The organism is Dactylosporangium roseum (assembly GCF_025264685.1).
GTDB classification, from domain to species: Bacteria; Actinomycetota; Actinomycetes; order Mycobacteriales; family Micromonosporaceae; genus Dactylosporangium; species Dactylosporangium roseum.
Window position 1 is genome coordinate 4,692,444 of record NZ_CP073721.1, and the last position, 21,913, is coordinate 4,714,356.

Here is a 21,913-nt window from a genome sequence, read left to right on the forward strand (position 1 = left end):
TCTCCTCCTCGATGGTCGCTGCACCGCCAGCCTCGCGCGCGCGACGAGGAGGCGGCAGGGCCGAAAGTCCCGCCGCCTCATGACCATCGAACCCGGAGCGCGCCCTACGTGGCGATCGCCCGGCCGACCGTGAGCGCCTCCCGCAGCTCGGGCTCCAGCGTCGAGCGGTAGTCGGCGTCCGGCTCGACGCCGACCGCGTCGAGGACCGTGCTGAAGAAGCACCGGCCGGCGGCCGTCAACGCCACGTCGAGGATCTCGGTGTCGGTCAGGCCGTGCCGGCGCAGCGCCTCCACGTCGGCGGCCGTGACGCCGGTCGGGTCGCCCGCGACCTTCTCCGCGAAGTCCATCACCGCCACGTCCACCGGGTCCAGGCCGGCGTCGTGATGGTCGAGCGCGACGCGGCGCAGGGTCGCCGGGTCGAAGTACCGGTCCCGCAGCAGCGTGCCGTGCGCCAGCGCGCAGTAGCTCGACCGGAGCCGGCGGGCCGCGGCCAGGGTGGCCAGCTCGTACCGGCGGTCGTCCATCCCGGCCTTGATGGCCCGGTTGAGCTGCGCCCAGGCGTCCAGCACGTCCGGGCGCAGCGCGAAGACCCGTGTGTAGTTCATGACGTGCCCGAACCGCGCGCGGTCGGCGGCGAAGTGGCGAGCGGCGCCGGCGTCCGCCTCCGCCTCGTCGGGAAGGTCCAGATAGGACATCTCAGGCCACCGTGACCGATACGGGCACCGAGGTGGTGAGGACGTCGAACACCGCCGGACGCGCCGTGGACCGCTCGACGACGCCCCGCGACGTCTCCGGCTCCGGCGCGGCCTTCACCGCGTCGATCGTGGCGGTGTCCACACCGTTGGTCATCTGCGACTCCCTTGGCAGTGATTGGCTGATCGGCTCGTCCGCCTCCACGTCGAGGCGGACCCGGCCACCGACGACGACGACGTCGTGCGGGTGATGCGCTTCGTTCACGGATCGGACGATAAGCTCGCCGGCCGCCCGGCCGCTTGGGGAATTTCCCCTAACTTGGCGCCCCGGCGCCACGCTTGGCGAGCAGCGCCGCGATCGTACGAGCGGCTACGCCCGATCTCTGTCGGCTGCCTGCCGGATGTAGTCGCCGATCGCGGCCCGCGGCACCTCCCGGGAGGGTTTGAGCTTGACGTGCCGGGTGTTCTTGCCGACGCCTTCGAGCAGCCCGTGCGGGTCGTCGAAGTCGACGCCGTGGGTGAACGCCAGGGTCATGCGTCCGAGCGTGCGGCAGCGGGCTTACGAAACCTTACGGCCCGGTCCGGCCGGGCCGTTGGTCCCGCCGGCTGGGGAGGTTCGACTCAGGCGCCCGGCGGCGGCGCGGGACGAAGCTGACAGCAACGAAGGAACACGGCAGGAGGCCGTCATGACCAGCGCATCGATCCACCACCCGCCCACCAGCCACCTCGAACACGTCGAAGCCCCCGGCTCGATGCTCACCAAGACCGCCGCCAAAGCCCTCGCGGTGCTGCGCTACACCACCGGCTTCGTCTTCCTCTGGGCGTTTCTCGACAAGACCTTCGGCCTCGGCTACGCCACCCCCGAAGCCAAAGCCTGGATCAACGGCGGCAGCCCCACCAAAGGCTTCCTCGCCAACGTCGACGTCGGACCCCTCCAAAGCTTCTTCCACACCATCGCCGGCACCTGGTACGCCAACTGGCTGTTCATGCTCGGCCTGCTCGGCATCGGCATCGCCCTCACCGCCGGCATCGGCCTACGCATCGCCGCCGCCTCCGGCACCCTCATGATGGCCGGCATGTGGCTCGCCGAATACCCCCTCGCCCAACACACCGCCAAAGGCACCCCCGCCGGCTCCACCAACCCCCTCATCGACTACCACATCATCTACGCCGCCGTCCTCATCGTCCTGGCCCTCGCCTACGCCGGCCACACCTGGGGCCTCGGCCGCCACTGGGCCAAACTGCCCATCGTGCGCCGCAACCGCTGGCTCATCTGAACCGTCGCGCGACAGATCCGGACCGCAGCCGACCGCCGCGGCCCGGATCCTTTGCGGATGGCGAGGCCTTTGCGGGTGACGCGGGCGCCGCGCGGGTGAGCGGCGCAGGGTGACAGCGGCCGCGAGACCGGTACAGGTCAGGGTGGTCCTTCTGGCGACACGGCGCGGCGCTGCGGCGACCTGCGCGGCGGTCGGAAAGCTGTCCCCCACGGGGGCGCCCGCCGCCGTGAGTGAGCAGCCATGCGGAGGTGGCGGCCGATGCCGCAGACAGCGCGTTGGCGCGGCGTCGCAACGTCGCGCTGGTTCCGGTGGGTCTCCCGGCTGATGACCGCGGCGGTCTGCGGTGTCGCCGCCCTCAACGGCGTCGGGCCCGCGCTGCAGGCGGCGTACCACGGCCAGCGGGCCTTGCGGGACGTCGATCCCGCCCAGGCGGACATGGACCGGCAGGTCGAGCAGACCGCCTACCTCGTCCGGGAGGTGGATCGGCTGGTCCCGGCCGGCACGCGGGTAGAGATCAGGCAGCCGGAGGGTGTCGACTTCGTCTGGTGGATGCGCCTGTTCGAGGCTTCCGCGCTCAACGGGCTCACCGTCGCCGACCGCGGTGACGTGCGGCTGTCGTGCGTTCCCGACGGCGCGGCGCCGTACGGTGTCCGGCTGGACATCCTGACGGTGCGCGCATGACGACCGTCCTCGCCGCGCTCGCGCTGCTGGTCGTCGTGGGCCTGCCGCTGGCCTACGCGTTCACCCGCAGCCGGCCGCTCTCGCTCGTGCTCTCGCCGCTCACCGGCGCGGTGACCGTCGCCGCGGCCGTCCTGCCGATGCTGTGGATCGGCGGCGCGCTGTGGGCCTACCTTCCGACGGCTTTCGTCGGCACCGTGCTGCTCGCATGGCACCTCCGGCGCCGGCCGCCGGTGCCGCACGGCTCGTCGCTGTCGGCCGCGCTCCTGACCGTGCCGCTGTTGTTCCCCTTCCTGACCGCCTTCCGCGCGCCGAACGGCTGGGACGCCCACGCGATCTGGTGGCTGCACGCGGGGATGTATCTCGAGGGTGCCGACTACACCCGGGAGGTGATGGGCAACCCGGCGATGGTGTTCACGCATCCGGACTACCCGCCCCTGAACTCCTCCGCCGTCGCGCTGGCCTGGGGTGTGCTCGACACGCGTGACTTCCTCGCCGCGCAGTTCGTCTCCAGCGCGGTCACCGGCGCGTCGATCGCCATGCTCGTCTATGCCGTGCGCGTCGTCACCGCGGCGGCGCCGCCGCCGCTGTCGTGGTCGGGCTCGATCGCGGCCGGCCTGTCGGTGTGGTTCCCGACGTACACGTCACCGGCGTCGGGACTCAGCGACGCCATGTGCGCCGCGGCGTTCACGGCCGGCGCCGTGCTGCTGTTGTTCGCCCGGGACCCGTTCGACACCCGGGTCCTGCCGGTCACGCTGCTGCTGCTCGGCAGCGCGGCGCTCATGAAGAACGAGGGCCTGAGCCTCGTCGGCGTGCTCGCCGTGGTCGCCACCGTCAGGCATCGGCGGGCCTGGCGCCGCGCCGCCTGGGGCTGGCTGCCGTTCGCCGCCGGCGTCGTGTGGTCGCTGACCACCCGGGCGTTCGGCGCGAAGACCGACGTGCTGTCCGCCGGCGGCTTCGGCCGGCTCCTCAAGGGCGATCCGGACATCCTGCGCCGGCTCGGTCCCGTCGGCACCACACTGTGGGGCATCGCGGACGGCGTCGTGCTCTTCGCGGCCGGCGGCGCGCTGCTCGGCCTGCTGCTGCTCCGCAAGCGGCGGCGGGCACTCGGCCTCGGCGCGGATCCCTGGCTGTGGCTCGTGCTCGGCGGCTACTCGGCGATCCTGACGCTGATCTACCTGGCGACGCCCTACGATCTCGCGTGGCACCTGGCCACCTCGGCCGACCGGGTGCTGATCCCGGTGGCGGCCATGGCCTGCGCCAGCGCGGCATGCTGGATCGTCGTGGCCCTGTCACCGGCGCGGCGGCCCGACCCGGCACCCGGATCCGTCGCGGCGGAGCCACACCTGGTGAGCGCCGCCGCACACCCGTGACGGCACGCGCGTCGATCCGTCCCCGCCGGCCCGGTCGCCCCTGGGGTTCAGCCCTGCACCGCTTTCATTGTCGTGGAGCGTTTTTGTATCCAGGGGTGCAAAATTGCTCCACGACAATGTGCCACCCACGCACCGCGCACTGACACCGCGCACCAGGCACTCTGTACTCCGCACCGCCGCCGGGCACGGCTACCGGGTGGCGGTCTGCGGCAGCCGCACGACCGTGGGCTGCCGCCGAGTGGTCGACCATCGCCGATCGCGGCGGACGCCGCCACCGTCGACCTCGGCGCGCCACTCCGGCTGCGGTGTGAGCGCGATCTCAGCGGCCCGGCGGATCAGCTCCCGCACCCACGGTGACGACGGCGTCCACGACACGCGACAGTACAGTGCAGAGTGCACCGTTGACCGCCCGTCCTGGTGCGGACGCCCTCGACCCGCCGGCGCTCCGCGCCGCACCATGGAAGGGCCGAACGTCGCTGTTTGGAGCCGCCGCCGATGTCCGACCCGTCCGTTCCGCCCGCAGCAGGACACCTCGACGTCCTGATCGTCGGCGCCGGGATCTCCGGCATCGGCGCCGGACGTTACCTGAAGACGGGACTGCCGTCGAAGAGCTTCGCGATCCTCGAGGCGCGTCCCGCTTCCGGCGGCACCTGGGATCTGTTCCGCTATCCGGGCATCCGGTCGGACTCGGACCTCTACACCTTCGGCTACGAGTTCAAGCCGTGGCGGGACGAGGAGTCGATCGCCTCCGCGCCGCGGATCCTGGCGTACCTGCGCGAGGCCGCGACGGAGAACGGTCTGGACCCGCACATCCGCTACCACCACAAGGTGCTCGCCGCGTCCTGGTCGTCCGGCGACGCGCGCTGGACCGTCGACGTCGAGCGCACCGACACCGGCGAGCGGCAGCGGCTGACCGCCGGCTGGATCTTCTGCGCCGGCGGCTACTACCGGTACGACGCGGGGTTCACCCCGCACTTCGAGGGCCGGGAGCGCTTCGGCGGCCCGATCGTCCATCCCCAGGACTGGCCCGACGACCTGGACTACGCGGGCAAGCGCGTCGTGGTGATCGGCAGCGGGGCCACCGCGGTCACGCTGGTGCCGGCGATGGCCGACGCGGCCGCGCACGTGACGATGTTGCAGCGCACACCGTCGTACGTCATGCCGCTGCCGAAGAAGGACACCATCGGCAACGCCCTGAAGAAGTACCTCGGGGAGGCGCGGGGCCACGCGCTGACGCGGCGCAAGAACATCGCCCGGCAGCGCGCGATCTGGTGGCTCTGCCAGCGGTACCCGAAGGCGGCGCGCCGCCTGATCCGCCGGGTCAACGTCAGGCAGCTACCGGCGGGCTATCCGGTCGACGAGCACTTCAACCCGCCGTACGACCCCTGGGACCAGCGGCTGTGTGCGGTGCCCGACGGGGACCTGTTCCGGGCCATCCGCAAGGGCACCGCCTCGGTCGTGACCGACCGGATCGCCACCTTCACCGAGCACGGCGTGCTGCTGGAGTCCGGGCGGGAGCTCGAGGCCGACGTCATCGTCACCGCCACCGGGCTCAACGTGCAGGCCCTCGGCGGCGTCGCGCTGACGGTCGACGGCATCGCGGTACACGTCCCGGACACCGTCGCCTACAAGGGCGTGATGCTGTCCGGTGTGCCGAACTTCGCGTACGCGATCGGCTACACCAACTCGTCCTGGACGTTGAAGGTCGGCCTGCTCTGCGAGCACTTCTGCCGGCTGCTGGCCCACATGGACGCTCACGGGTACGACATCTGCCGCCCCGAGGTCGGCGACCCGGCGATGCCGACCCGGCCGCTGCTCGACCTCGGCGCCGGCTACGTCCGGCGCGCCGTCGCGCGGCTGCCCCGCCAGGGCGCCCGCAGGCCGTGGCTGACCTCGATGACCTACCAGGCCGACGTCAAGCTGCTGCGCGCGGGCAACGTGGCCGATCCGGAGCTGCACTTCGCCCGCGCCACGGCGGCGGCGACGGCCAGATGAGCACCCGCGGCGACGGCCCGAACGCCGGTCGTCCCGGCCACGCCGCTGTTCAGCGCTTCCCGAGGTCCTGGCGCCCGGCCAGGAGGAGCGCTCCGGTCGCGGTGACGGCCGTGAGCGCACCGGCGGCGACGAGGGCGCCGTCCGGATCGAGCAGCGCGATGAGCGGGGTCGCGGCGGCGGTGCCGAGTCCGATGGCCGTTTGCATCACGGCCCCGAGCGCGGCGAAGGCCCGGCCCCGCCGGTCCGGCGACGTCCGCGCGCTGATCAGGGCGTTCTGCGCGACGTTGAGGAGGCCGTTGCCGGCACCGCCGAGCGCCGAGGCGACGAACGCCGCCGTCAGGCTGGGCGCGAGGCCGATGCCGGCGATGCCCGCGCCCGTGACCAGGTTTCCCACGGCGAGGGCGGTGTGCCCGCGCAATCCGATGTACGGCAGGAGTTGTGACCCGACCATCGCCCCCGTGCCCCAGAGCGTGAGGTAGACGCCGTATCCGGCGGCGCTCGCGCCGAGCTGGTCGACGAAGCGGAAGGGTGCGGCGACGTTGTCGACCACGCCGCAGGCCACCGCGATCGCGCAGGCGGGGATCGCGAACCGCAGGATCGCGTCACCGGCGAGAATGCGGAACCCGCCGGCCCGGCCGGTGGCCGCCGCACCGGCCGGGGTCCGCGCCGGTGGCCGGCGGACCGCCAACCCCGTGCAGGCGAGCGCGAGGAGCGCGAAGGTGGCGGCGTCGACGAGGACCGCGGTGGTGGGGCCGAACGCACCGGTCAGCAGCCCACCGGCGGCCGGTCCGGCGATCCAGCCGAGGTTGGTGCCGGTGGCCAGCCAGGCGTAGCCGCGGACCGCGCCGTCCTCGCCGGTGATGGCCGGGAGCAGGGCGGCGGTGGCCGGCCGGACGAACGCCGACAGGGCCGACAGCGCGGCGAACAGGCACAGGGTCGCCCAGAGCGTGCCGATCAGCGCGAGCGGGACGCACAGCACGGCCTGGCCCGTCAGCGCGACCAGGAGCACCCGGCGGGTCTCCACCCGGTCGATCACCTTGCCGGTCACCGGGGCGAGGAGCACGAACGGCAGGAGTTCGGCGGCGAGCAGGCCGGTCACCCAGCCGGTGCCGTGCGGCTGGAGCCGCAGCAGCAACGCGACCAGGGCGGCCGCGTCACCGGCCGTCGACACCGCCAGTCCGGCGGCCAGCAACGCCAGGTCGGCGCGGCCCGCGGCCCGGTTCACGGTGCCGGCGGGAGCCGCAACGGATGCAGGACGAGCATCGCCTTGACCGGCTCGGCGCCCGGCGGGCGGCGGCCGGGATCGCGGAGGCGGTCGCCGAACGTCTCGAACAGCGCGTGCACACGCTCGCGCAGTTCCGCGGTCTCCTGCGCGGTCAGGTGGAGCGTCCAGTCGCTGAGCACCGCGGCCCGCCGCCACGCCTGCGGGGCGGAGTGCCGCGCCGCCAGCCACGCCCGGAGCTGGCCGAATCCGCGGTCGGCGACGGTGGCCAGCAGCTCATCGGCCGCCAGGCGCTCCTCGTCCGACCCGGGGTCCGCCTCGATGCGGTGTCCCAGCGCGGTCAGCGTCCAGGGACGGCTGCGGCCCCGGCCGCCCGGCGCCTCCACGACGAACCCGTGCCGGGCCAGGATCCGCAGGTGCCAGGACATGTTGCCCGGCTTCTGGGCCAGGTGCCGGCCGGCCTGGGTGGCCGTGAGCGGCCCGTCGCGGCCCAGCAGCTCCAGCACCGCGAGCCGCACCGGGTGCGCGAGCGCCCGCATGGCGGCCACGTCGCCGGTGAGGTCCCTCCGCTCGTCCATGTAGCAAGACTCCTTGTGACAAGAAGCCTTGTCAAGTAGCCGAGGCTCAGGGGTCGCCGGCGTCGGTGGCATGACGGTCGAGGAACTCGTAGACCTCGGTGAGGTCGACGCCGGGGAAGGCGCCGGGCGGGAGCACGGCCAGGACGTGGGACTGGGCGCGGGCCGACGGCCGGGCCAGGCGATCCCACCGCGCCGCCAGGTCGGCCGGCGGCCGGGCGCAGCACGACGGGTCGGGGCACCGGGACGTCCTGCGTTCGGTCGTCTCCCGGCCACGGAACCACTTCGACTCCCGGAACGGCACGCCGACGGTCACCGCGAACCCCTCGCCCACGTCGCGGCTCGAGCACCAGTAGGTCCCGGTCGGCGTGTCGGTGTACTGCTCCAGGCCCGGATAGCCGCGCGCCGACCGGAAGACCCGCCGGGCCGCCCACTGGCGGCACGCCCTTTGGCCCTCGATCGCACCGTCGGCGTCGGCCGGAAAGGCGACGCCGTCGTTCTCGTAGGCCTTGTAGATCCGCCCGTCCTCGTCCGCGCGGACGAAGTGCACGGGCAGGTCGAGGTGCCGCGTCGCGAGGTTGGTGAAGCGGTGCGCCGCCATCTCGTACGAGACGGAGAACACGTCCCGCACGTCCTCGACGGCCAGCGACCGGTCGTCCTTGGCGTGGCGCAGCAGCGCAACGGCGGCCCGCTCGGGCACGAGGACGGCCGCGGCGAAGTAGTTCGCCTCGGTCCGCTGGCGCAGGTAGTCGGCGAACCCGTCCGGCGTGCCGTGCCCGAGGACGAAGGCCGCCAGGGTCTGCAACAGCACGCTGCGGGTGTCGTGGCCGCCTGTCCAGCTACCCTGCGTCAGGTAGATCCGCCGGTGCCGGAGGTCGGCGACCGAACGCACCGATCGCGGCAGGTCACGCAGGTACCGCAGACGAAACCCGCAGTGCGCGGCGAGGTCGAGCAGCACCCGCTGGGACAGCGCGCCGGTCCCGCCGTACCCCACCGCGTCGAGAATCCGGGCCGCGTGCGCCTCGACGGCCGGGAAGTAGTTGCCCCGCTCGCGCATCTCGTCACGCAGCCGCCTGTTCGCCGTCCGGGCTTCTTCCGGCGTGCTGGCCGACCGCTCGGAACGGCGGCGCAGCGCGTCGTACAGGCCGCTGATGTGTTCGAGCGCGGCCGTCGGCACGCGCCGGCCCGGTCGCAGCGGCGGCAGCCCGAGGGCGCGGTACGCGGGCTCCGCCTGCGCCTCCTCGACGGCGATCTCGAGCGCGGCCCGGCGGCTCGGCGGCTCGGGACGCAGCAGCTCGTCGGCGGACAGCCGGAAGGCGGCGGCGATCGCGGCGAGCAGGCGCAGCGTCGGCTGGCGGCGGCCGTTTTCGACCTGGGAGAGGTGCGACGGGGAGCTGCCGACCGCCGAGGCCAGCTCGGCCAGGGTCAGCCGCCTCGCACGGCGCTCGTGCCGGATGCGCCTGCCGACGAGGCGGAGGTCGGACTCGAGGCCGGGCGGCAACTCCGCCCTTCTTCCCACCGACGAAATTCTACCGATTCTTCCGCGATGTCGCGCGTGCGGAGGCGTTCCCCGCGGGAATCCACCCCTCCTTTGACGGGCAGCGACCCGGAGGTGATTCGAGATGACCGCACGTACCGACCTGGGCCTGGAGGCATGTGGGCTCGCCGGGCAGTGGAAGACCGACACCCGCTGGTCCGGCATCGAACGGCCGTACTCCGCCGAGGACGTCATCAGGCTCCGCGGCACGATCCGCGAAGAGCACACGCTCGCCCGGCTCGGCGCCGAGCGGCTCTGGCGAATGCTGCGGGACGAGCCGTACGTGGCCGCGCTCGGCGCGCTGACCGGCGGCCAGGCCGTACAGATGGTCCGGGCAGGTCTCGGAGCGATCTACCTGTCGGGCTGGCAGGTAGCCGCCGACGCCAACACGGCCGGCCATACCTATCCGGACCAGAGCCTGTACCCGGTCAACTCCGTTCCACAGGTCGTACGACGGATCAACAATGCCCTGCTCAGGGCGGACCAGATCGCGTCGACCGAAGGCTCGGAGGACGGGCGGTACTGGCTCGCCCCGATCGTCGCGGACGCGGAGGCCGGCTTCGGCGGCGCGCTCAACGCGTTCGAGCTCATGAAGGCGATGATCGCCGCGGGCGCGGCCGCCGTGCACTGGGAGGACCAGCTCGCCAGCGAGAAGAAGTGCGGCCACCTGGGCGGCAAGGTGCTGGTGCCGACGCAGCAGCACATCAAGACGCTGGTCGCGGCGCGGCTCGCGGCGGACGTGTCGGACGTCCCCACGCTGGTGGTCGCGCGGACCGACTCGCTGGGCGCGACGCTCATCACCAGCGACGTCGACGAGCGGGACCGCCCGTTCATCACGGGCGCACGCACCGCCGAGGGCTTCTACCGGATCGAGCCGGGGATCAAGTCGTCGATCGCGCGCGGCCTCGCCTTCGCGCCCTACGCCGACCTGCTGTGGTTCGAGACCAGCACGCCCGACCTCGAACAGGCGCGGACGTTCGCCGAGGCGATCCACGCGGAACACCCGGACAAGCTGCTCGCCTACAACTGCTCGCCGTCGTTCAACTGGCGGCAGCACCTGGACGACGAGACGATCGCACGGTTCCAGGTCGAGCTCGGCGCGATGGGGTACCGGTTCCAGTTCATCACGCTCGCCGGTTTCCACGCGCTCAACCTGTCGATGTACGACCTCGCGTGGGACTACTCCCGGCGTGGCATGCCGGCCTACGTCGACGTGCAGGAGGCGGAGTTCGCCGCCGAGCCGCGCGGCTACACGGCGACCCGGCACCAGCGTGAGGTCGGCACCGGCTACTTCGACCTGGTCGCGACCGCGGTCGACCCCACCGCCTCCACGACGGCCCTCGCCGGTTCGACCGAGGCGGAGCAGTTCACCGCGGCCCACTGAGTCAGCCCAGGGCGCGGTCGAGGTTGAAGGCGGCGCTGATCAGCGCGAAGTGGGTGAACGCCTGCGGGAAGTTGCCCTGCTGCCGGCCGGTGCGGCCGATCTGCTCGGCGTACAGCCCCAGGTGGTTGGCGTAGGTCAGCATCTTCTCGAAGGCCAGCCGCGCCTCGTCGAGGCGGCCGGCCCGGGTCAGCGCCTCGACGTACCAGAAGGAGCAGATCGAAAAGGTGCCCTCCTCGCCGTGCAGGCCGTCGGGGCTCGCCTCGGGGTCGTAGCGGTAGACCAGTGAGTCGGACACCAGGTCCGCGGTGAGCGCGTCGAGCGTGGACAGCCACTTCGGATCGGTGGGGGCGATGAACTTCGTCAACGGCATCATGAGCACGGCCGCGTCCAGTACGTCGTCGCCCTCGTGCTGGACGAAGGCCCGCCGCTCGGCCGACCAGCCGTGCCGCATGACCCGCCGGTAGATCGTGTCCCGGGTCCGCCTCCAGCGCGGGAGGTCGGCGGGCAGACCCCGGTGGTTGGCCATGCGGATGGCCCGTTCGATCGCCACCCAGCACATCAGCCGCGAGTAGAGGAAGTTCTTCCGCCCGCCGCGGGTCTCCCAGATGCCCTCGTCCGGCTGGCCCCAGTGCTCGCAGACCCAGTCGACCAGGGCGCAGACCGCCTCCCACTGGTCGCTGGAGATGGCCTTGCCCCACTTGTCGTACAGGTAGATCGAGTCGACGAGCGCCCCGTAGATGTCGAGCTGGAGCTGGTCGGCCGCGGCGTTGCCGACCCGCACCGGGGCCGATCCCCGGTAGCCCTCCAGGTCCAGCTCGCGTTCGGGCAGCTCGGTACGGCCGTCGATGCCGTACATGATCTGCAGTGGGCCGGAGGGGCCGTCGCCGCGCAGGGTCACGTGCCGGCTCAGGAAGTTCATGAACGCCTCGGCCTCACCGGCGAAGCCCAGCCGCAGCAGCGCGTACGCGCAGAAGGCGGCGTCGCGGATCCACACGTACCGGTAGTCCCAGTTCCGCTCGCCGCCGACCTGCTCGGGCAGGCTGGTCGTCGGCGCCGCCACGATGGCGCCCGTCGGCGCGTAGGTGAGCAGCTTGAGGGTCAGCGCGGAACGGTGCACCGTCTCCCGCCACCGGCCGCGGTACCGGGAGGCGGACAGCCAGCGCCGCCAGAACGCGACCGTACCGGCGAACTCCTGTTCGGCCTCGGCGTGCGGGCAGCCGCGCGGTGCGACGCCGTCGCGGATCCGGTCGAGCGCGAACACCGCGGACTCGCTCTCCAGCAGCTTGAACGACGACGTCGCGTCCGCGGCGTCGATCTCGACCGGCGCCGTGGCCGTCAGCGCGAGAGCGAGGTCCGCCGACTCGAACAACGTCTGCCCGTGGAGCTGACGCACGGTGTGCGGCTGCGTCCCGAAGCCGAACCGCGGGGCCACCCGGGCGCGGAACTGCATCGAGCCGCGCACGCACAGCACCCGCCGGATCAGGCGGTGCCGGTCGGCCTCGACCGAGTCGTCGACCACCGGCATGTAGTCCTGGACCTCGCCCACCCCCTCCTCGGTGAAGAACCGGGTGATGAGCACGTTGGTGTCCGGGAAGTAGAACTGCTTGGTGGCGGCCGGCCCGTCGGCCGCCAGCCGGAACGATCCGCCCCGGTCGGCGTCGAGAATCGAGCCGAACACGCTGGGCGCGTCGAAACGCGGGCAGCAGTACCAGTCGATCGTGCCGTCGGTGCCGACCAGCGCCACGGTGCGCAGGTCACCGATCAGGCCGTGGTCGGCGATCGGCAGATAGTGTGCGTTCGGCATGTGTCCCTCCCGGGTCGGCACCCGGGGTAGGTACCCGGATCCGGCCGCTCACCCCAACGTCGCCGCGGGGGATGCGTGCCGTCAGCAAGGGGCTGCGTCAGTCCGCGATCATGGGCGGAGTCTCACGGAAGCAATGTTGACCTTGGTGGAAATCCGTGCCCACGGGCACGGAAATCGACCAAGGTCACGTTGATTGACCCAGCCGACCGATGATTCCCGTCACGACCTGGCAATGATCTTGCATGGTCATGCAGTCGACCGCATATACTCGCAGTCGTGTCCAAGGTGCTCAACTCCCTGCCGCTCGGCGAACGCGTCGGACTGGCCTTCTCCGGCGGCCTCGATACCTCGGTAGCGGTCGCGTGGATGCGCGAGAAGGGTGCCGTCCCGTGCACCTACACCGCTGACATCGGGCAGTACGACGAGCCCGACATCGCCTCCGTGCCCGCGCGTGCCGCGGCCTACGGCGCGGAGGTCGCCCGCCTGGTCGACTGCCGCTCGGCCCTGGTCGAGGAGGGCCTCGCCGCCCTGGCCTGCGGCGCGTTCCACATCCGCTCCGGCGGCCGCGCCTACTTCAACACCACCCCGCTCGGCCGGGCCGTCACCGGCACCCTCCTGGTCCGCGCCATGCTCGAGGACGGGGTGCAGGTCTGGGGTGACGGCTCCACCTTCAAGGGCAACGACATCGAGCGGTTCTACCGCTACGGCCTGCTCGCCAACCCCTCGCTGCGGATCTACAAGCCGTGGCTGGACGCCGACTTCGTCACCGAGCTCGGCGGCCGCAAGGAGATGTCCGAGTGGCTGCTCGCCCGCGGCCTGCCCTACCGGGACAGCGCCGAGAAGGCGTACTCCACCGACGCCAACATCTGGGGCGCGACCCACGAGGCCAAGTCGCTCGAGCACCTCGACACCGGCATCGAGATCGTCGAACCGATCATGGGCGCGCGGTTCTGGGATCCCGGTGTGGAGATCGCCGCCGAGGACGTCACGATCGGCTTCGAGCAGGGCCGGCCGGTGACGATCAACGGCAAGGAGTTCGCCACCGCCGTCGACCTGGTGCTGGAGGCCAACGCCATCGGCGGCCGGCACGGCCTCGGCATGTCCGACCAGATCGAGAACCGGATCATCGAGGCCAAGAGCCGCGGCATCTACGAGGCGCCCGGGATGGCCCTGCTGCACGCGGCGTACGAGCGACTGGTCAACGCGATCCACAACGAGGACACCCTCGCCAGCTATCACAACGAGGGACGCCGGCTGGGCCGGCTGCTCTACGAGGGCCGGTGGCTGGACCCGCAGGCGCTGATGCTGCGCGAGTCGATCCAGCGCTGGGTCGGCTCGGCGGTCACCGGCGAGGTGACCCTGCGCCTGCGCCGCGGCGAGGACTACTCCGTCCTGGACACGTCCGGACCGGCGTTCAGCTACCACCCGGACAAGCTCTCCATGGAGCGCACCGAGGACGCCGCCTTCGGCCCCGTCGACCGCATCGGCCAGCTCACCATGCGCAACCTCGACATCGCGGACTCCCGCGCCCGCCTGGAGCAGTACGCCGGACTCGGCATCGTCGGTCCGAAACTGATCAGCGCCGCGCTGCCGAGCTCGACCGAGCTCATCGGCGCGATGCCCGAGGGCGGCGCCGAGGCGATCGCCTCCCGCGGCACGGTCCCGGCCGAGGGCGACGAGCTGCTCGACCGCGCCGCGATCGAGTCCGGCACCGACTGACCGGATCCGCGCACGCACGCCGCGGGCGGGGTCACCCGGAACCGGGGACCCCGCCCGCGGCCGTCGGTCAGAACAGCAGTTCGAGCGGGCCGCGGAGGAAGTACACCAGGAACAGCACCGCCACGCCGTACAGGAGCGGGTGCACCTGGCGCGCCTTGCCGCTGACCAGCTTGATCACCACGTACGAGATGATGCCGGCACCGATGCCGTTGGAGATCGAGTACGTGAACGGCATCAGCACGATCGTGAGGAACGCAGGCAGCGCGATGTCGTAGTCCGACCACTCGATCGTGCGGACCGCCGTCATCATCAGGAAGCCGACCACGACCAGCGCGACCGACGCCGCCTCGAACGGCACGACCGTCACGAGCGGCGCGAAGAACATCGCCACCAGGAACAGCGCACCCGTCACCAGGCTCGCCACCCCCGTCCGGGCGCCCTCGGCGACGCCCGCCGCGCTCTCGATGTAGGTGGTGTTGCTCGACGTGCTGGCGGCACCGCCGGCGGCCGCGGCGACGGAGTCGACCAGCAGGATCTCGCGGGTCCGCGGCGGCATCTTCTCGGCGTCGAGCAGGTCGCCCTCCTGCGCCACCGCGACCATCGTGCCCATCGTGTCGAAGAAGTCCGTGATGAGCAGCGTGAACACGAACATCAGCGGGACCAGCACGCCGGCGGTCTGCCAGGAGTTGAGCACGTTGAAGTGTCCGATCAGCGACAGGTCGGGCGCGTCGATGATCTTGTCCGGCAGGGTCGGGACGTTGAGGCTCCAGCCCTTGGGGTTGGGCTTGCCGTCCACGAACGACGGCCCGACCTTGGCGATCGCCTCGATGACGATGGCGAGCACGGTCGAGGCGAGGATGCCGATGAGGATCGCGCCGCGCACCTTGCGGACCACGAGCACGACGGTCAGCAGCAGGCCGATGCCGAACGCGAGCGCCGGCCAGCTCATCAGCTTGCCGCCGATGCCCAGCCCGACCGGGACCGTCGTGCCGGCCGCGTCGGGCACGCGGCGGACGAAGCCCGCGTCGACGAAGCCGATCAGCGCGAGGAACAGGCCGATACCGACACCGATGGCGGTCTTGAGCTGTGTCGGTACCGCGCGGAAGACCGCCGTCCGCAGGCCGGTGAGCACCAGCACGGCGATGAGCAGACCCTCGATGACCACGAGCCCCATGGCGTCGGCCCAGGTCATCTCGGGCGCGATCTCGAAGGCGACGAGCGCGTTGACACCGAGCCCGGCGGCCAGCGCCAGCGGGAAGCGGGCCACGACCCCCATCAGGATCGTCATCACGCCCGCCATCAGGGCGGTGGCCGAGGCGACCGCGGTGATGGCGAGCTTGCCGCCGGTGCTGTCGGTGCCGCTGCCGAGAATCAGCGGGTTGAGGACCACGATGTACGCCATCGTGAAGAACGTGGCGAGACCACCGCGCACCTCGCGGCTCATCGTCGAGCCGCGTGCCGTGATCTCGAAAAAACGGTCGAACCCGTTGCGCGGCGCGGCCGGGGTCGCAACCGTCCGTTGGTCGACGGAGAGATCGTCCATGAAGCCTCCCTGGCGGACATGTACGCCGTACTACCGCGCGCATGATCCCACCTCGGCCTCAGCAGCCATATGGCCGCCGGGGAACGATGCCGTGAACCGGCGGACGAGCCGCGGCCGCGGACGGGGTGGGCCGCGCCGAGGGCGAGCGTCAGATCGACGACGCCTCCCGGTCGGGATCGCCCTTCGCGGTCAGCAGCACGGCCGTCGCGGCGACCTTCAGCGTCAGCACCAGGGTGACGATCCACCCGAACCACAGCCATGCCAGGAGCACCGCGACCAGGGCGAGGACGCCGGCCGCGACCCCGAAGCGCGGTCTGCGGTATTCCCGCGGGGCGCACGGCCGCAACCCGGCCAGCCCTGCGGCGAACAGCGGATCGTCGGCCCGGGTCCGCTGCTCCAGCTCGGCCAGCCGGGCCTGATCGTCGGGGCGCACGGGGCCGCCCATCAGGACGCCACCACGTCGACCCCGGCCGCTGCCGGTAAGCCTGCCATACCCAAGATGGTTGCACTCCGGCAATCGACACGCAGCCCCGAGCGGTAGGCCATCCGGCCAGGTTGATACCGGCCGAACGGCCATTCTTCACCCACCTGGCTCAGTGTCGCACTCATCCGGCACTGTGCCGCCGTTCCGGGCGGAACTGGCGGCCTACCTGCATACTTGGAGCGACGAACGGGGTGACCTGGCACAGACGGGGAGACGTCGGAGCTCATGCTGCTGGAAGGCCGATATCGTCTGCTCCGGCGACTGGACACCGGCGCGACGGCGGAGATCTGGTCGGCCCACGACGAGCTGCTGCGCCGCCAGGTGGCGGTCCGCCTGCTGCGCGCCGACCGTGCGGACGCGGCGTCCCGGTTCCTCGACGCCGGCCGGCTCGGTGCCCGGCTCAGCCATTCCAACGTGGCCGCCGTCTACGACGTCGGCGTCACCGAGTTGCCCGGGCGCGGCCCGACGCCGTACGTCGTGATGGAATACGCTCGCGGCGGTCCGCTCGGCGCGGACGTCCGCGACGGCCCGCGGGACTGGCGGGAGACCGCTCGGGTCGGCGCCGAGGTGGCCGCCGCCCTCACGTATGCGCACAGTCAGTGGGTGGCCCACGGCACGCTGGGCCCGGCCAAGGTGCTCCGCACCGACGTCGGCGTCAAGATCATCGGCTTCGGCACCGACGTCGGCGTCGACCTGCACGCACCGGCCCGCGACGTCCACGCCTTCGGCGCCCTGCTCGCGGCGGCGGCGCCGCCCGGCGTCCCCGTGGAGCTGGACGAGCTGATGCGGCGCTGCCGGTTCCCGGACCCGGTGCGACGACCCGGCAGCGACGAGGTGGCGCTGATCCTCGCCCGGCTCGTCCAGGCCCACGTGGAGCCGCCGGCCCCGCTCAGCGCGACCACCCGGGTGCTGCGGCCGGTGCCCGCCGGCCCGCAGGCGGTGCGGCCCCGGCCGGCGCCGCGGCGTCACCGGCGGAGCTGGGCGTCCCGGGCCCTGCTGGTCACCGCTGTCGCCGGCACCGCACTGCTGACGGTCGTGGCCCTCGCGCAGGCGGCCCCGGGCGCGATCCCCTGGCTCGACCGGGCGCCGCAGCGGGCGGTCGTCCCGGCGCCGGCCGACGAACCCGGGACCGGGACTCCCACCCGTCGCCCGTCGCCGGCCGGCACGCCGAGCCCGACCCGTTCCACGCCGCCGGCGACAACACCGCCGGCCACCTCGGCACCGGCGTCACCGTCGGTGTCGCCGTCGGTGTCGGTGTCGCCGTCGATGTCGGTGTCGCCGTCCGTGACGTCCGCGCCGGCCGGCACACCACCGCCGAGCCCGAGCGCCACCGGGGTGCCGCTGACCGAGCCGTCGGCGTCCCCGTCCGGATGAGCTGACCGCGAAACCCCTAGGCGTCCTTGTCGACCTCGGACGCCAGCAGCGACCACACCTCCAGGTCGTGACGGACGCCGCGGTAGAGGTACTGCTCCCGCAGCACGCCGTCGAGGTGCATCCCGAGCCGGCGCGCGATGCTGCTGCTGGCGATGTTGTCGGGCCGGCACCGCCATTCGACGCGGTGCATGCCGCGCGTGTGCACCGCCCAGTCGACGAGCACCCGCACCGCCCGGGTCACCAGGCCGCGCCCCTGCCCGGCCGGCTCCAGCCAGCAGCCCAGCTCGCAGTTGCCGGCCGCGGCGTCGAAGGAGACGAACATCGTGCCGCCGACGAGCGTGCCGTCGAGCCAGATGCCGTACAGGCGGCCGGCGTCACGGGCGGCGAGGTCCGCGTACCGCTGCAGCGTCGCGCGGGCGGAGACCAGATCGGTGCTCACGGACGCCCACGGCACCCACGGATCGACGGTCTCCCGCGCACGGTCCATGTGCGCGATGAACTCTTCGGCCTGCCATGGTTCGAGCGGGCGCAGCTCAGCTCCGTCGCCGAGCGGGACGTTGAACATGATCCTCACGCTACAGCAGCGGTGCCGGACCGACCGCGTGCCGATGTCGCGCCTACGTGTCGCCCAGCGCGGTCGCCGGCAGGTCGGGGCAGCGCATGGACGGCACCGGCCACGGGGCGGCGGCGAGGTCGACCGGCCAGACCGGTGCCGGTGGCGGGGTCCGGCGCGGGACGAGGCGGCGGCGCGCGGTGGCGGCGGCGAGCCGCAGCCAGGACGCGGCGGTCACCTGCGCCGGCCGGGCCGGGCGTACGGCATAGGCGGTCATGGCAGGCGACAGTACGGGCAGGGCACCCCACCGGTGAAGACCCGTTCGGACAGAAAGACGTCACACCGAGGCTGTGCAGATGATCACCGTCCCGGATAGAACGGCCTGGTGAGACCGGACCGTGCCCGCTCGCCGGAGTCGACGAGGTGCCCTGGAGCGAGCTGTACGGCTGCCGCGGCGGCTGGGACGACCGCGCGCTGCGGGTTCGCGGCCGTGGCGTCCGCCAGAACCTGAAGCCGCGCGGCGCGCGACCTCAGCGGCGCCGGCCCTTCCACAGCAGCCCGGCCATCAGCAGCACCTCGCCGTCGTACCCCGCGACGAACGCCTCGCCGAAGCTGTCGCAGTACGGGCGGTCGCTGCCGTCGTCATCGCGGGCCCTCGTCGGTGACCGCCACGACGAGCTTGCCCGCGGGCCGGTCGCGGGTGAGGTGACGGATCGCGTCGAGGGCACCGGCGAGCGGATAGGTGCGGTCGACGGCCGGGGTGACGGCGCCGGACTCGATCAGCCGGCGCAGCTCGTCGAGGTGCTCGGCGCGCTCCCGGCTGGTGAGGCCGCGCAGTCGCTGCCCGACGAACAGCGACAGCAGCGGGGCGCGCAGCATCTGCCGGCTGTAGCCGCCGAGCAGCGGGCTCCCGTCGTAGGCACCGCCGACGAGCACCAGCGTCCCGCGTGGGGTCAGGACGCGCCGCAGCACCGACAGCGGGCGGTCCCCGCCGGCGTCGATCACGACGTCGTACCGCGCGTCGCCCCGGTCGATCCCGTCGCGCCTGTAGTCGATGACGTCGTCGGCGCCGAGGGAGCGCACCAGGTCCGCCTTCGGCGCGCTGCACACGGCGGTCACGTGCGCGCCGTACGCCTTCGCGAGCTGCACGACGTACGACCCGACGCCGCCCCCCGCGCCGATGACGAGCACGCGGTGTCCCGCCCGCACCCCGCCGCTGTCCCGCACGGCCTGCAGCGCCGTCATGCCGGAGACGGGCACGGCGGCCGCCTGCTCGAACGACAGATTGGCCGGCTTGAGCGCCAGCCGCTCCTGCGGCGCGGCCGTGAACTCGGCGAAGGTGCCCCGCAGGGACGTGCCGTACACCTCGTCGCCCGGCCGGAACCGGGTCACCCCGGCGCCGACCGCGGCCACCACCCCGGCGAGGTCCCGGCCGCGCACCGCGACCTTCGGCCGGCGCAGCCCCATCGCGAGCCGCACCAGGTACGGCCGGCCGGTCATGCAGATCCACACGCCCGGGTCGACACCGGCGGCGCGCACCCGCACCAGCACCTCCCCGGCGCCCGCCGTGGGCACGTCGACGTCGCGCAGCCCGAGCACCTCCGCCGGGCCATACCGGTCCTGAGCGATCGCTTTCATGCGGGCCCCTCCCCTGGGTCTGGATACTGGAACACTTCGTCGAGCCGGACGCCGAACACGTGGGCGATGCGGAAGGCCATCTCCAGCGACGGCGAATACCGCCCCTGCTCGATGGCGATGACGGTCTGCCGGGTGACGCCGATGCGCTCGGCGAGCGCTGCCTGGGTCATCTCGCCGTGCTCGAAACGCAGCGCCCGGATGCGGTTGGTGACACGGGTCGGCTTCACCACTGCGGGAGGCTCCCGCGGTACACGATCACCTTCGTGACCGAGCCGAGGACGGCGGACAGCACGAACCCGAGGTAGATGACGTTGGCGATCCAGAACCGGTCCCAGTCGGCCAGCGCCATGAGCATCGCCGACACCGCGCCGATGACCACGAAGGACTGCCCGACGTGGTCGCCGAGCCGGCCGATCTCCTTGTCCCGCTCGTCCTTGGCGCGCGACGCCCGCGGGTTCACCACGCCCATCGCGATCTCCACGACGATCGACGTCAGGATCGCCCCGCCGACCGTCCAGAGCAGCGGACCGGCGTAGGACACGGCGGTCAGCGCGCCGCCGCCGGCCCGGCCCAGGACGACGGTCAGATACACCGCATACGCCACCACGCTGACCAGCAGCATGATCCAGGCGCGCTTCTCCTCGTGCGTCACGACACACTCCCGGGGGATGTACAGAATGTTTGACATCCCGAAGGTAACACTTGCTTGACACCATGTCTAGGAAGCTTGACATGTACGAGCACGACGCGCTCCCCGCCGAGGCATGCCGGCCGGCGCGATCCGCCGCCAGACCGCTCGACTTCACAGATCATGGGAAAGAATGTGGCTGTCGAGGCAGCCGCATCCTTTCCCATGATCATGAAGTCGCCGAGCCGCGCGGCAACATCGCGCCGACCCCGATCTCGGGCCCGCGTCCCCTGGTCACCGGCGGGCCTTCCGGCGCTGGTCGCCTACGCTTTCCGGCGAGTTCCGTCCGCACGCCTCCAGGGGCATGGGCGTCACACGGCGGCGGGCGCCCGCCGGCCGTCGTGGCCGCGCATGGACCACCTCCTGGCGAGGGCGACCGCACCCGCCACCGCCGCGACGACCAGGCCCGCCTCGGCCGCCACGACCAGCGGGGCCGTGCTGTAACCGGTGGACCGGGCGAACCGCATGACGACCGGTGTCACGACCACGCCGGCCAGGGGCACCAGCACGAGCATGGCGTTGGCGGTCCGGCGGACGCCGGGCAGGTCCCGCAGCCGCAGCCGCACGGCGACGACCGCGCCGCCGGCCGCGAGCCCGGCCGCGGTGCCGTAGTAGAGCAACACCGCCAGCAGCAGCGGCACCCGGAACCCGCGCGGCAGGTCGACCAGTCGCACCATGAGCGGATAGGCGATCATGAGCACGACCGCGCCGGCACACCCGCCGAGCACCGCGCCGGTCAGCGCCGTGCGGATCACGCGGCCGTACTCGTGCGGCGCGCGCCGCACCCCCGCCTCGTCCGCCAGCCGCCGGGCGAAGCCGCGCAGGTCGTCGCCGATGAGCTGCCGGGGCGTGACACCGTCGGCGGCCGCCGACTCCAGGTCGAGGCGCAGGTCGGCGGCGAGCGCCGTCCGGTCCCGGCGGCGGACGCCGCAGGCGCGCCACTCACGGTCGGCGATCATGACGGCGTCGTCGATGGTGTCCACGGTCAGCTCCTCGCGGTGTCGGATGGGGCGTCAGGGGTGGCGCCGGTCAGGACGGCGTCGACGGTGTCGGTGAACCGGGTCCACTGCTGTCGCCAGGCGTGCAGCCGGGAACGACCCGCCTCGGTGAGCGCGTAGACCTTGCGGGGCGGCCCGGCGGGGCTGGCCTCCAGCTCGCCGGCGACGAGGCCGAGGCGGCGCATGCGGGTCAGCAGCGGATAGACGGTGCCGTAACCGACGCCGTCGAAGCCGGCCGCCTCGACCCGGCGGACCAGCTCGTAGCCGTGCGCGGCCTCCTTGGCGAGCAGCGCGAGCAGGCACATGTCGAGGGCCCCGCGCAGCAACTGCGTCTGTCGATCATCGTCGGTGGAACCGGCTATCATGCGACACATAATAG

At 72.5% G+C, this 21,913-nt stretch carries 24 protein-coding genes; 7 read left to right on the forward strand and 17 right to left on the reverse strand.

Going from position 1 to position 21,913, the window contains the following annotated elements:
- Positions 1 to 104: 104 nt before the first annotated feature.
- The 3 genes from Drose_RS22000 to Drose_RS22010 all read right to left on the reverse strand — a co-directional run bounded on the left by Drose_RS22000 (position 105) and on the right by Drose_RS22010 (position 1,227).
- Positions 105 to 695 carry a carboxymuconolactone decarboxylase family protein gene (locus Drose_RS22000; protein ID WP_260723182.1) on the reverse strand — a complete coding sequence of 197 codons (591 nt, stop codon included), beginning with the start codon at positions 693 to 695 and terminating at the stop codon, positions 105 to 107.
- Between the two features lies 1 nt (position 696).
- The gene (locus Drose_RS22005) at positions 697 to 957 is read right to left on the reverse strand and encodes a hypothetical protein (protein ID WP_260723183.1); all 261 of its coding nucleotides are present in this window, start codon (positions 955 to 957) and stop codon (positions 697 to 699) included.
- A gap of 105 nt (positions 958 to 1,062) precedes the next feature.
- Complete coding sequence (locus Drose_RS22010; RefSeq protein ID WP_260723184.1) at positions 1,063 to 1,227, reverse strand: DUF1801 domain-containing protein; 165 nt, start codon at positions 1,225 to 1,227, stop codon at positions 1,063 to 1,065.
- 151 nt (positions 1,228 to 1,378) lie between these two features.
- Between Drose_RS22010 and Drose_RS22015 the strand changes: the two genes are divergently transcribed.
- The 3 genes from Drose_RS22015 to Drose_RS22025 all read left to right on the forward strand — a co-directional run bounded on the left by Drose_RS22015 (position 1,379) and on the right by Drose_RS22025 (position 4,020).
- Positions 1,379 to 1,969 carry a hypothetical protein gene (locus Drose_RS22015; RefSeq protein WP_390891221.1) on the forward strand — a complete coding sequence of 197 codons (591 nt, stop codon included), beginning with the start codon at positions 1,379 to 1,381 and terminating at the stop codon, positions 1,967 to 1,969.
- Between the two features lie 258 nt (positions 1,970 to 2,227).
- A complete protein-coding gene (locus Drose_RS22020; RefSeq protein WP_260723185.1) occupies positions 2,228 to 2,650 on the forward strand; it encodes a hypothetical protein in 423 nt (140 codons plus the stop codon).
- On the forward strand, positions 2,647 to 4,020 hold the full coding sequence (locus Drose_RS22025; protein WP_260723186.1) for a hypothetical protein: 1,374 nt from the start codon (positions 2,647 to 2,649) through the stop codon (positions 4,018 to 4,020). The genes Drose_RS22020 and Drose_RS22025 overlap by 4 nt, the downstream gene beginning before the upstream one ends.
- 189 nt (positions 4,021 to 4,209) lie before the next feature.
- Here Drose_RS22025 and Drose_RS22030 read toward each other — a convergent pair whose 3' ends face one another.
- Positions 4,210 to 4,395 carry a hypothetical protein gene (locus Drose_RS22030; RefSeq protein WP_260723187.1) on the reverse strand — a complete coding sequence of 62 codons (186 nt, stop codon included), beginning with the start codon at positions 4,393 to 4,395 and terminating at the stop codon, positions 4,210 to 4,212.
- Between the two features lie 120 nt (positions 4,396 to 4,515).
- Between Drose_RS22030 and Drose_RS22035 the strand changes: the two genes are divergently transcribed.
- Complete coding sequence (locus tag Drose_RS22035; RefSeq protein WP_260723188.1) at positions 4,516 to 6,015, forward strand: flavin-containing monooxygenase; 1,500 nt, start codon at positions 4,516 to 4,518, stop codon at positions 6,013 to 6,015.
- Between the two features lie 49 nt (positions 6,016 to 6,064).
- Here Drose_RS22035 and Drose_RS22040 read toward each other — a convergent pair whose 3' ends face one another.
- The 3 genes from Drose_RS22040 to Drose_RS22050 are packed head-to-tail and all read right to left on the reverse strand — an operon-like array spanning position 6,065 to position 9,331.
- Positions 6,065 to 7,240, reverse strand: a complete 1,176-nt coding sequence (locus Drose_RS22040) for an MFS transporter (RefSeq protein WP_260723189.1) — start codon at positions 7,238 to 7,240, stop codon at positions 6,065 to 6,067.
- A complete protein-coding gene (locus tag Drose_RS22045; protein WP_260723190.1) occupies positions 7,237 to 7,815 on the reverse strand; it encodes a helix-turn-helix domain-containing protein in 579 nt (192 codons plus the stop codon). Before Drose_RS22045 ends, Drose_RS22040 begins: the two co-directional genes overlap by 4 nt.
- 46 nt (positions 7,816 to 7,861) lie before the next feature.
- Complete coding sequence (locus Drose_RS22050) at positions 7,862 to 9,331, reverse strand: XRE family transcriptional regulator (protein WP_260723191.1); 1,470 nt, start codon at positions 9,329 to 9,331, stop codon at positions 7,862 to 7,864.
- Positions 9,332 to 9,434: 103 nt separating this feature from the next.
- On the opposite strand from Drose_RS22050, the gene aceA reads away from it, so the two are divergent.
- The gene (gene aceA / locus Drose_RS22055) at positions 9,435 to 10,733 is read left to right on the forward strand and encodes an isocitrate lyase (protein WP_260723192.1); all 1,299 of its coding nucleotides are present in this window, start codon (positions 9,435 to 9,437) and stop codon (positions 10,731 to 10,733) included.
- 1 nt (position 10,734) lies between these two features.
- On the opposite strand, the gene Drose_RS22060 is transcribed toward aceA, so the two are convergent.
- Complete coding sequence (locus tag Drose_RS22060; RefSeq protein ID WP_260723193.1) at positions 10,735 to 12,537, reverse strand: glycoside hydrolase family 15 protein; 1,803 nt, start codon at positions 12,535 to 12,537, stop codon at positions 10,735 to 10,737.
- A gap of 276 nt (positions 12,538 to 12,813) precedes the next feature.
- Between Drose_RS22060 and argG the strand changes: the two genes are divergently transcribed.
- Positions 12,814 to 14,256, forward strand: coding sequence for an argininosuccinate synthase (gene argG, locus Drose_RS22065; RefSeq protein WP_260723194.1), 1,443 nt, complete (start codon positions 12,814 to 12,816; stop codon positions 14,254 to 14,256).
- 67 nt (positions 14,257 to 14,323) lie between these two features.
- On the opposite strand, the gene Drose_RS22070 is transcribed toward argG, so the two are convergent.
- Positions 14,324 to 15,799 carry an NCS2 family permease gene (locus Drose_RS22070; RefSeq protein WP_260723195.1) on the reverse strand — a complete coding sequence of 492 codons (1,476 nt, stop codon included), beginning with the start codon at positions 15,797 to 15,799 and terminating at the stop codon, positions 14,324 to 14,326.
- A gap of 148 nt (positions 15,800 to 15,947) precedes the next feature.
- A complete protein-coding gene (locus Drose_RS22075) occupies positions 15,948 to 16,244 on the reverse strand; it encodes a DUF3040 domain-containing protein (RefSeq protein WP_260723196.1) in 297 nt (98 codons plus the stop codon).
- Positions 16,245 to 16,508: 264 nt separating this feature from the next.
- Between Drose_RS22075 and Drose_RS22080 the strand changes: the two genes are divergently transcribed.
- Positions 16,509 to 17,657, forward strand: coding sequence for a serine/threonine-protein kinase (locus tag Drose_RS22080; protein ID WP_260723197.1), 1,149 nt, complete (start codon positions 16,509 to 16,511; stop codon positions 17,655 to 17,657).
- A 16-nt stretch (positions 17,658 to 17,673) separates the two neighbouring features.
- Here Drose_RS22080 and Drose_RS22085 read toward each other — a convergent pair whose 3' ends face one another.
- The 7 genes from Drose_RS22085 to Drose_RS22115 form a co-directional block, all read right to left on the reverse strand.
- Positions 17,674 to 18,222, reverse strand: a complete 549-nt coding sequence (locus Drose_RS22085; RefSeq protein ID WP_260723198.1) for a GNAT family N-acetyltransferase — start codon at positions 18,220 to 18,222, stop codon at positions 17,674 to 17,676.
- A 52-nt stretch (positions 18,223 to 18,274) separates the two neighbouring features.
- The gene (locus tag Drose_RS22090) at positions 18,275 to 18,487 is read right to left on the reverse strand and encodes a hypothetical protein (RefSeq protein ID WP_260723199.1); all 213 of its coding nucleotides are present in this window, start codon (positions 18,485 to 18,487) and stop codon (positions 18,275 to 18,277) included.
- A 365-nt stretch (positions 18,488 to 18,852) separates the two neighbouring features.
- A complete protein-coding gene (locus tag Drose_RS22095) occupies positions 18,853 to 19,848 on the reverse strand; it encodes an NAD(P)-dependent alcohol dehydrogenase (protein WP_260723200.1) in 996 nt (331 codons plus the stop codon).
- Positions 19,845 to 20,078, reverse strand: coding sequence for a helix-turn-helix transcriptional regulator (locus Drose_RS22100; protein ID WP_260723201.1), 234 nt, complete (start codon positions 20,076 to 20,078; stop codon positions 19,845 to 19,847). The genes Drose_RS22095 and Drose_RS22100 overlap by 4 nt, the downstream gene beginning before the upstream one ends.
- Positions 20,072 to 20,536 (reverse strand): hypothetical protein, encoded by a 465-nt coding sequence (locus Drose_RS22105; RefSeq protein WP_260723202.1) that lies wholly within the window; start codon positions 20,534 to 20,536, stop codon positions 20,072 to 20,074. Before Drose_RS22105 ends, Drose_RS22100 begins: the two co-directional genes overlap by 7 nt.
- Before the next feature lie 311 nt (positions 20,537 to 20,847).
- Positions 20,848 to 21,519, reverse strand: coding sequence for a DUF1048 domain-containing protein (locus Drose_RS22110; protein ID WP_260723203.1), 672 nt, complete (start codon positions 21,517 to 21,519; stop codon positions 20,848 to 20,850).
- A gap of 2 nt (positions 21,520 to 21,521) precedes the next feature.
- The gene (locus tag Drose_RS22115; RefSeq protein WP_260723204.1) at positions 21,522 to 21,899 is read right to left on the reverse strand and encodes a PadR family transcriptional regulator; all 378 of its coding nucleotides are present in this window, start codon (positions 21,897 to 21,899) and stop codon (positions 21,522 to 21,524) included.
- Between the last annotated feature and the right edge of the window lie 14 nt (positions 21,900 to 21,913).

What these genes read in the sequence shown, in the direction of transcription:
- Drose_RS22000 (WP_260723182.1), bottom strand. Translation starts at nt 695, where the DNA reads ATGTCCTATCTGGACCTTCCCGACGAGGCGGAGGCGGACGCCGGCGCC.
- Drose_RS22010 (WP_260723184.1), bottom strand. Translation starts at nt 1,227, where the DNA reads ATGACCCTGGCGTTCACCCACGGCGTCGACTTCGACGACCCGCACGGG.
- Drose_RS22015 (WP_390891221.1), top strand. Translation starts at nt 1,379, where the DNA reads ATGACCAGCGCATCGATCCACCACCCGCCCACCAGCCACCTCGAACAC.
- Drose_RS22020 (WP_260723185.1), top strand. Translation starts at nt 2,228, where the DNA reads ATGCCGCAGACAGCGCGTTGGCGCGGCGTCGCAACGTCGCGCTGGTTC.
- Drose_RS22025 (WP_260723186.1), top strand. Translation starts at nt 2,647, where the DNA reads ATGACGACCGTCCTCGCCGCGCTCGCGCTGCTGGTCGTCGTGGGCCTG.
- Drose_RS22035 (WP_260723188.1), top strand. Translation starts at nt 4,516, where the DNA reads ATGTCCGACCCGTCCGTTCCGCCCGCAGCAGGACACCTCGACGTCCTG.
- Drose_RS22045 (WP_260723190.1), bottom strand. Translation starts at nt 7,815, where the DNA reads ATGGACGAGCGGAGGGACCTCACCGGCGACGTGGCCGCCATGCGGGCG.
- aceA (WP_260723192.1), top strand. Translation starts at nt 9,435, where the DNA reads ATGACCGCACGTACCGACCTGGGCCTGGAGGCATGTGGGCTCGCCGGG.
- Drose_RS22060 (WP_260723193.1), bottom strand. Translation starts at nt 12,537, where the DNA reads ATGCCGAACGCACACTATCTGCCGATCGCCGACCACGGCCTGATCGGT.
- Drose_RS22070 (WP_260723195.1), bottom strand. Translation starts at nt 15,799, where the DNA reads ATGGACGATCTCTCCGTCGACCAACGGACGGTTGCGACCCCGGCCGCG.
- Drose_RS22075 (WP_260723196.1), bottom strand. Translation starts at nt 16,244, where the DNA reads ATGGGCGGCCCCGTGCGCCCCGACGATCAGGCCCGGCTGGCCGAGCTG.
- Drose_RS22080 (WP_260723197.1), top strand. Translation starts at nt 16,509, where the DNA reads ATGCTGCTGGAAGGCCGATATCGTCTGCTCCGGCGACTGGACACCGGC.
- Drose_RS22085 (WP_260723198.1), bottom strand. Translation starts at nt 18,222, where the DNA reads ATGTTCAACGTCCCGCTCGGCGACGGAGCTGAGCTGCGCCCGCTCGAA.
- Drose_RS22090 (WP_260723199.1), bottom strand. Translation starts at nt 18,487, where the DNA reads ATGACCGCCTATGCCGTACGCCCGGCCCGGCCGGCGCAGGTGACCGCC.
- Drose_RS22095 (WP_260723200.1), bottom strand. Translation starts at nt 19,848, where the DNA reads ATGAAAGCGATCGCTCAGGACCGGTATGGCCCGGCGGAGGTGCTCGGG.
- Drose_RS22105 (WP_260723202.1), bottom strand. Translation starts at nt 20,536, where the DNA reads ATGTCAAACATTCTGTACATCCCCCGGGAGTGTGTCGTGACGCACGAG.
- Drose_RS22115 (WP_260723204.1), bottom strand. Translation starts at nt 21,899, where the DNA reads ATGATAGCCGGTTCCACCGACGATGATCGACAGACGCAGTTGCTGCGC.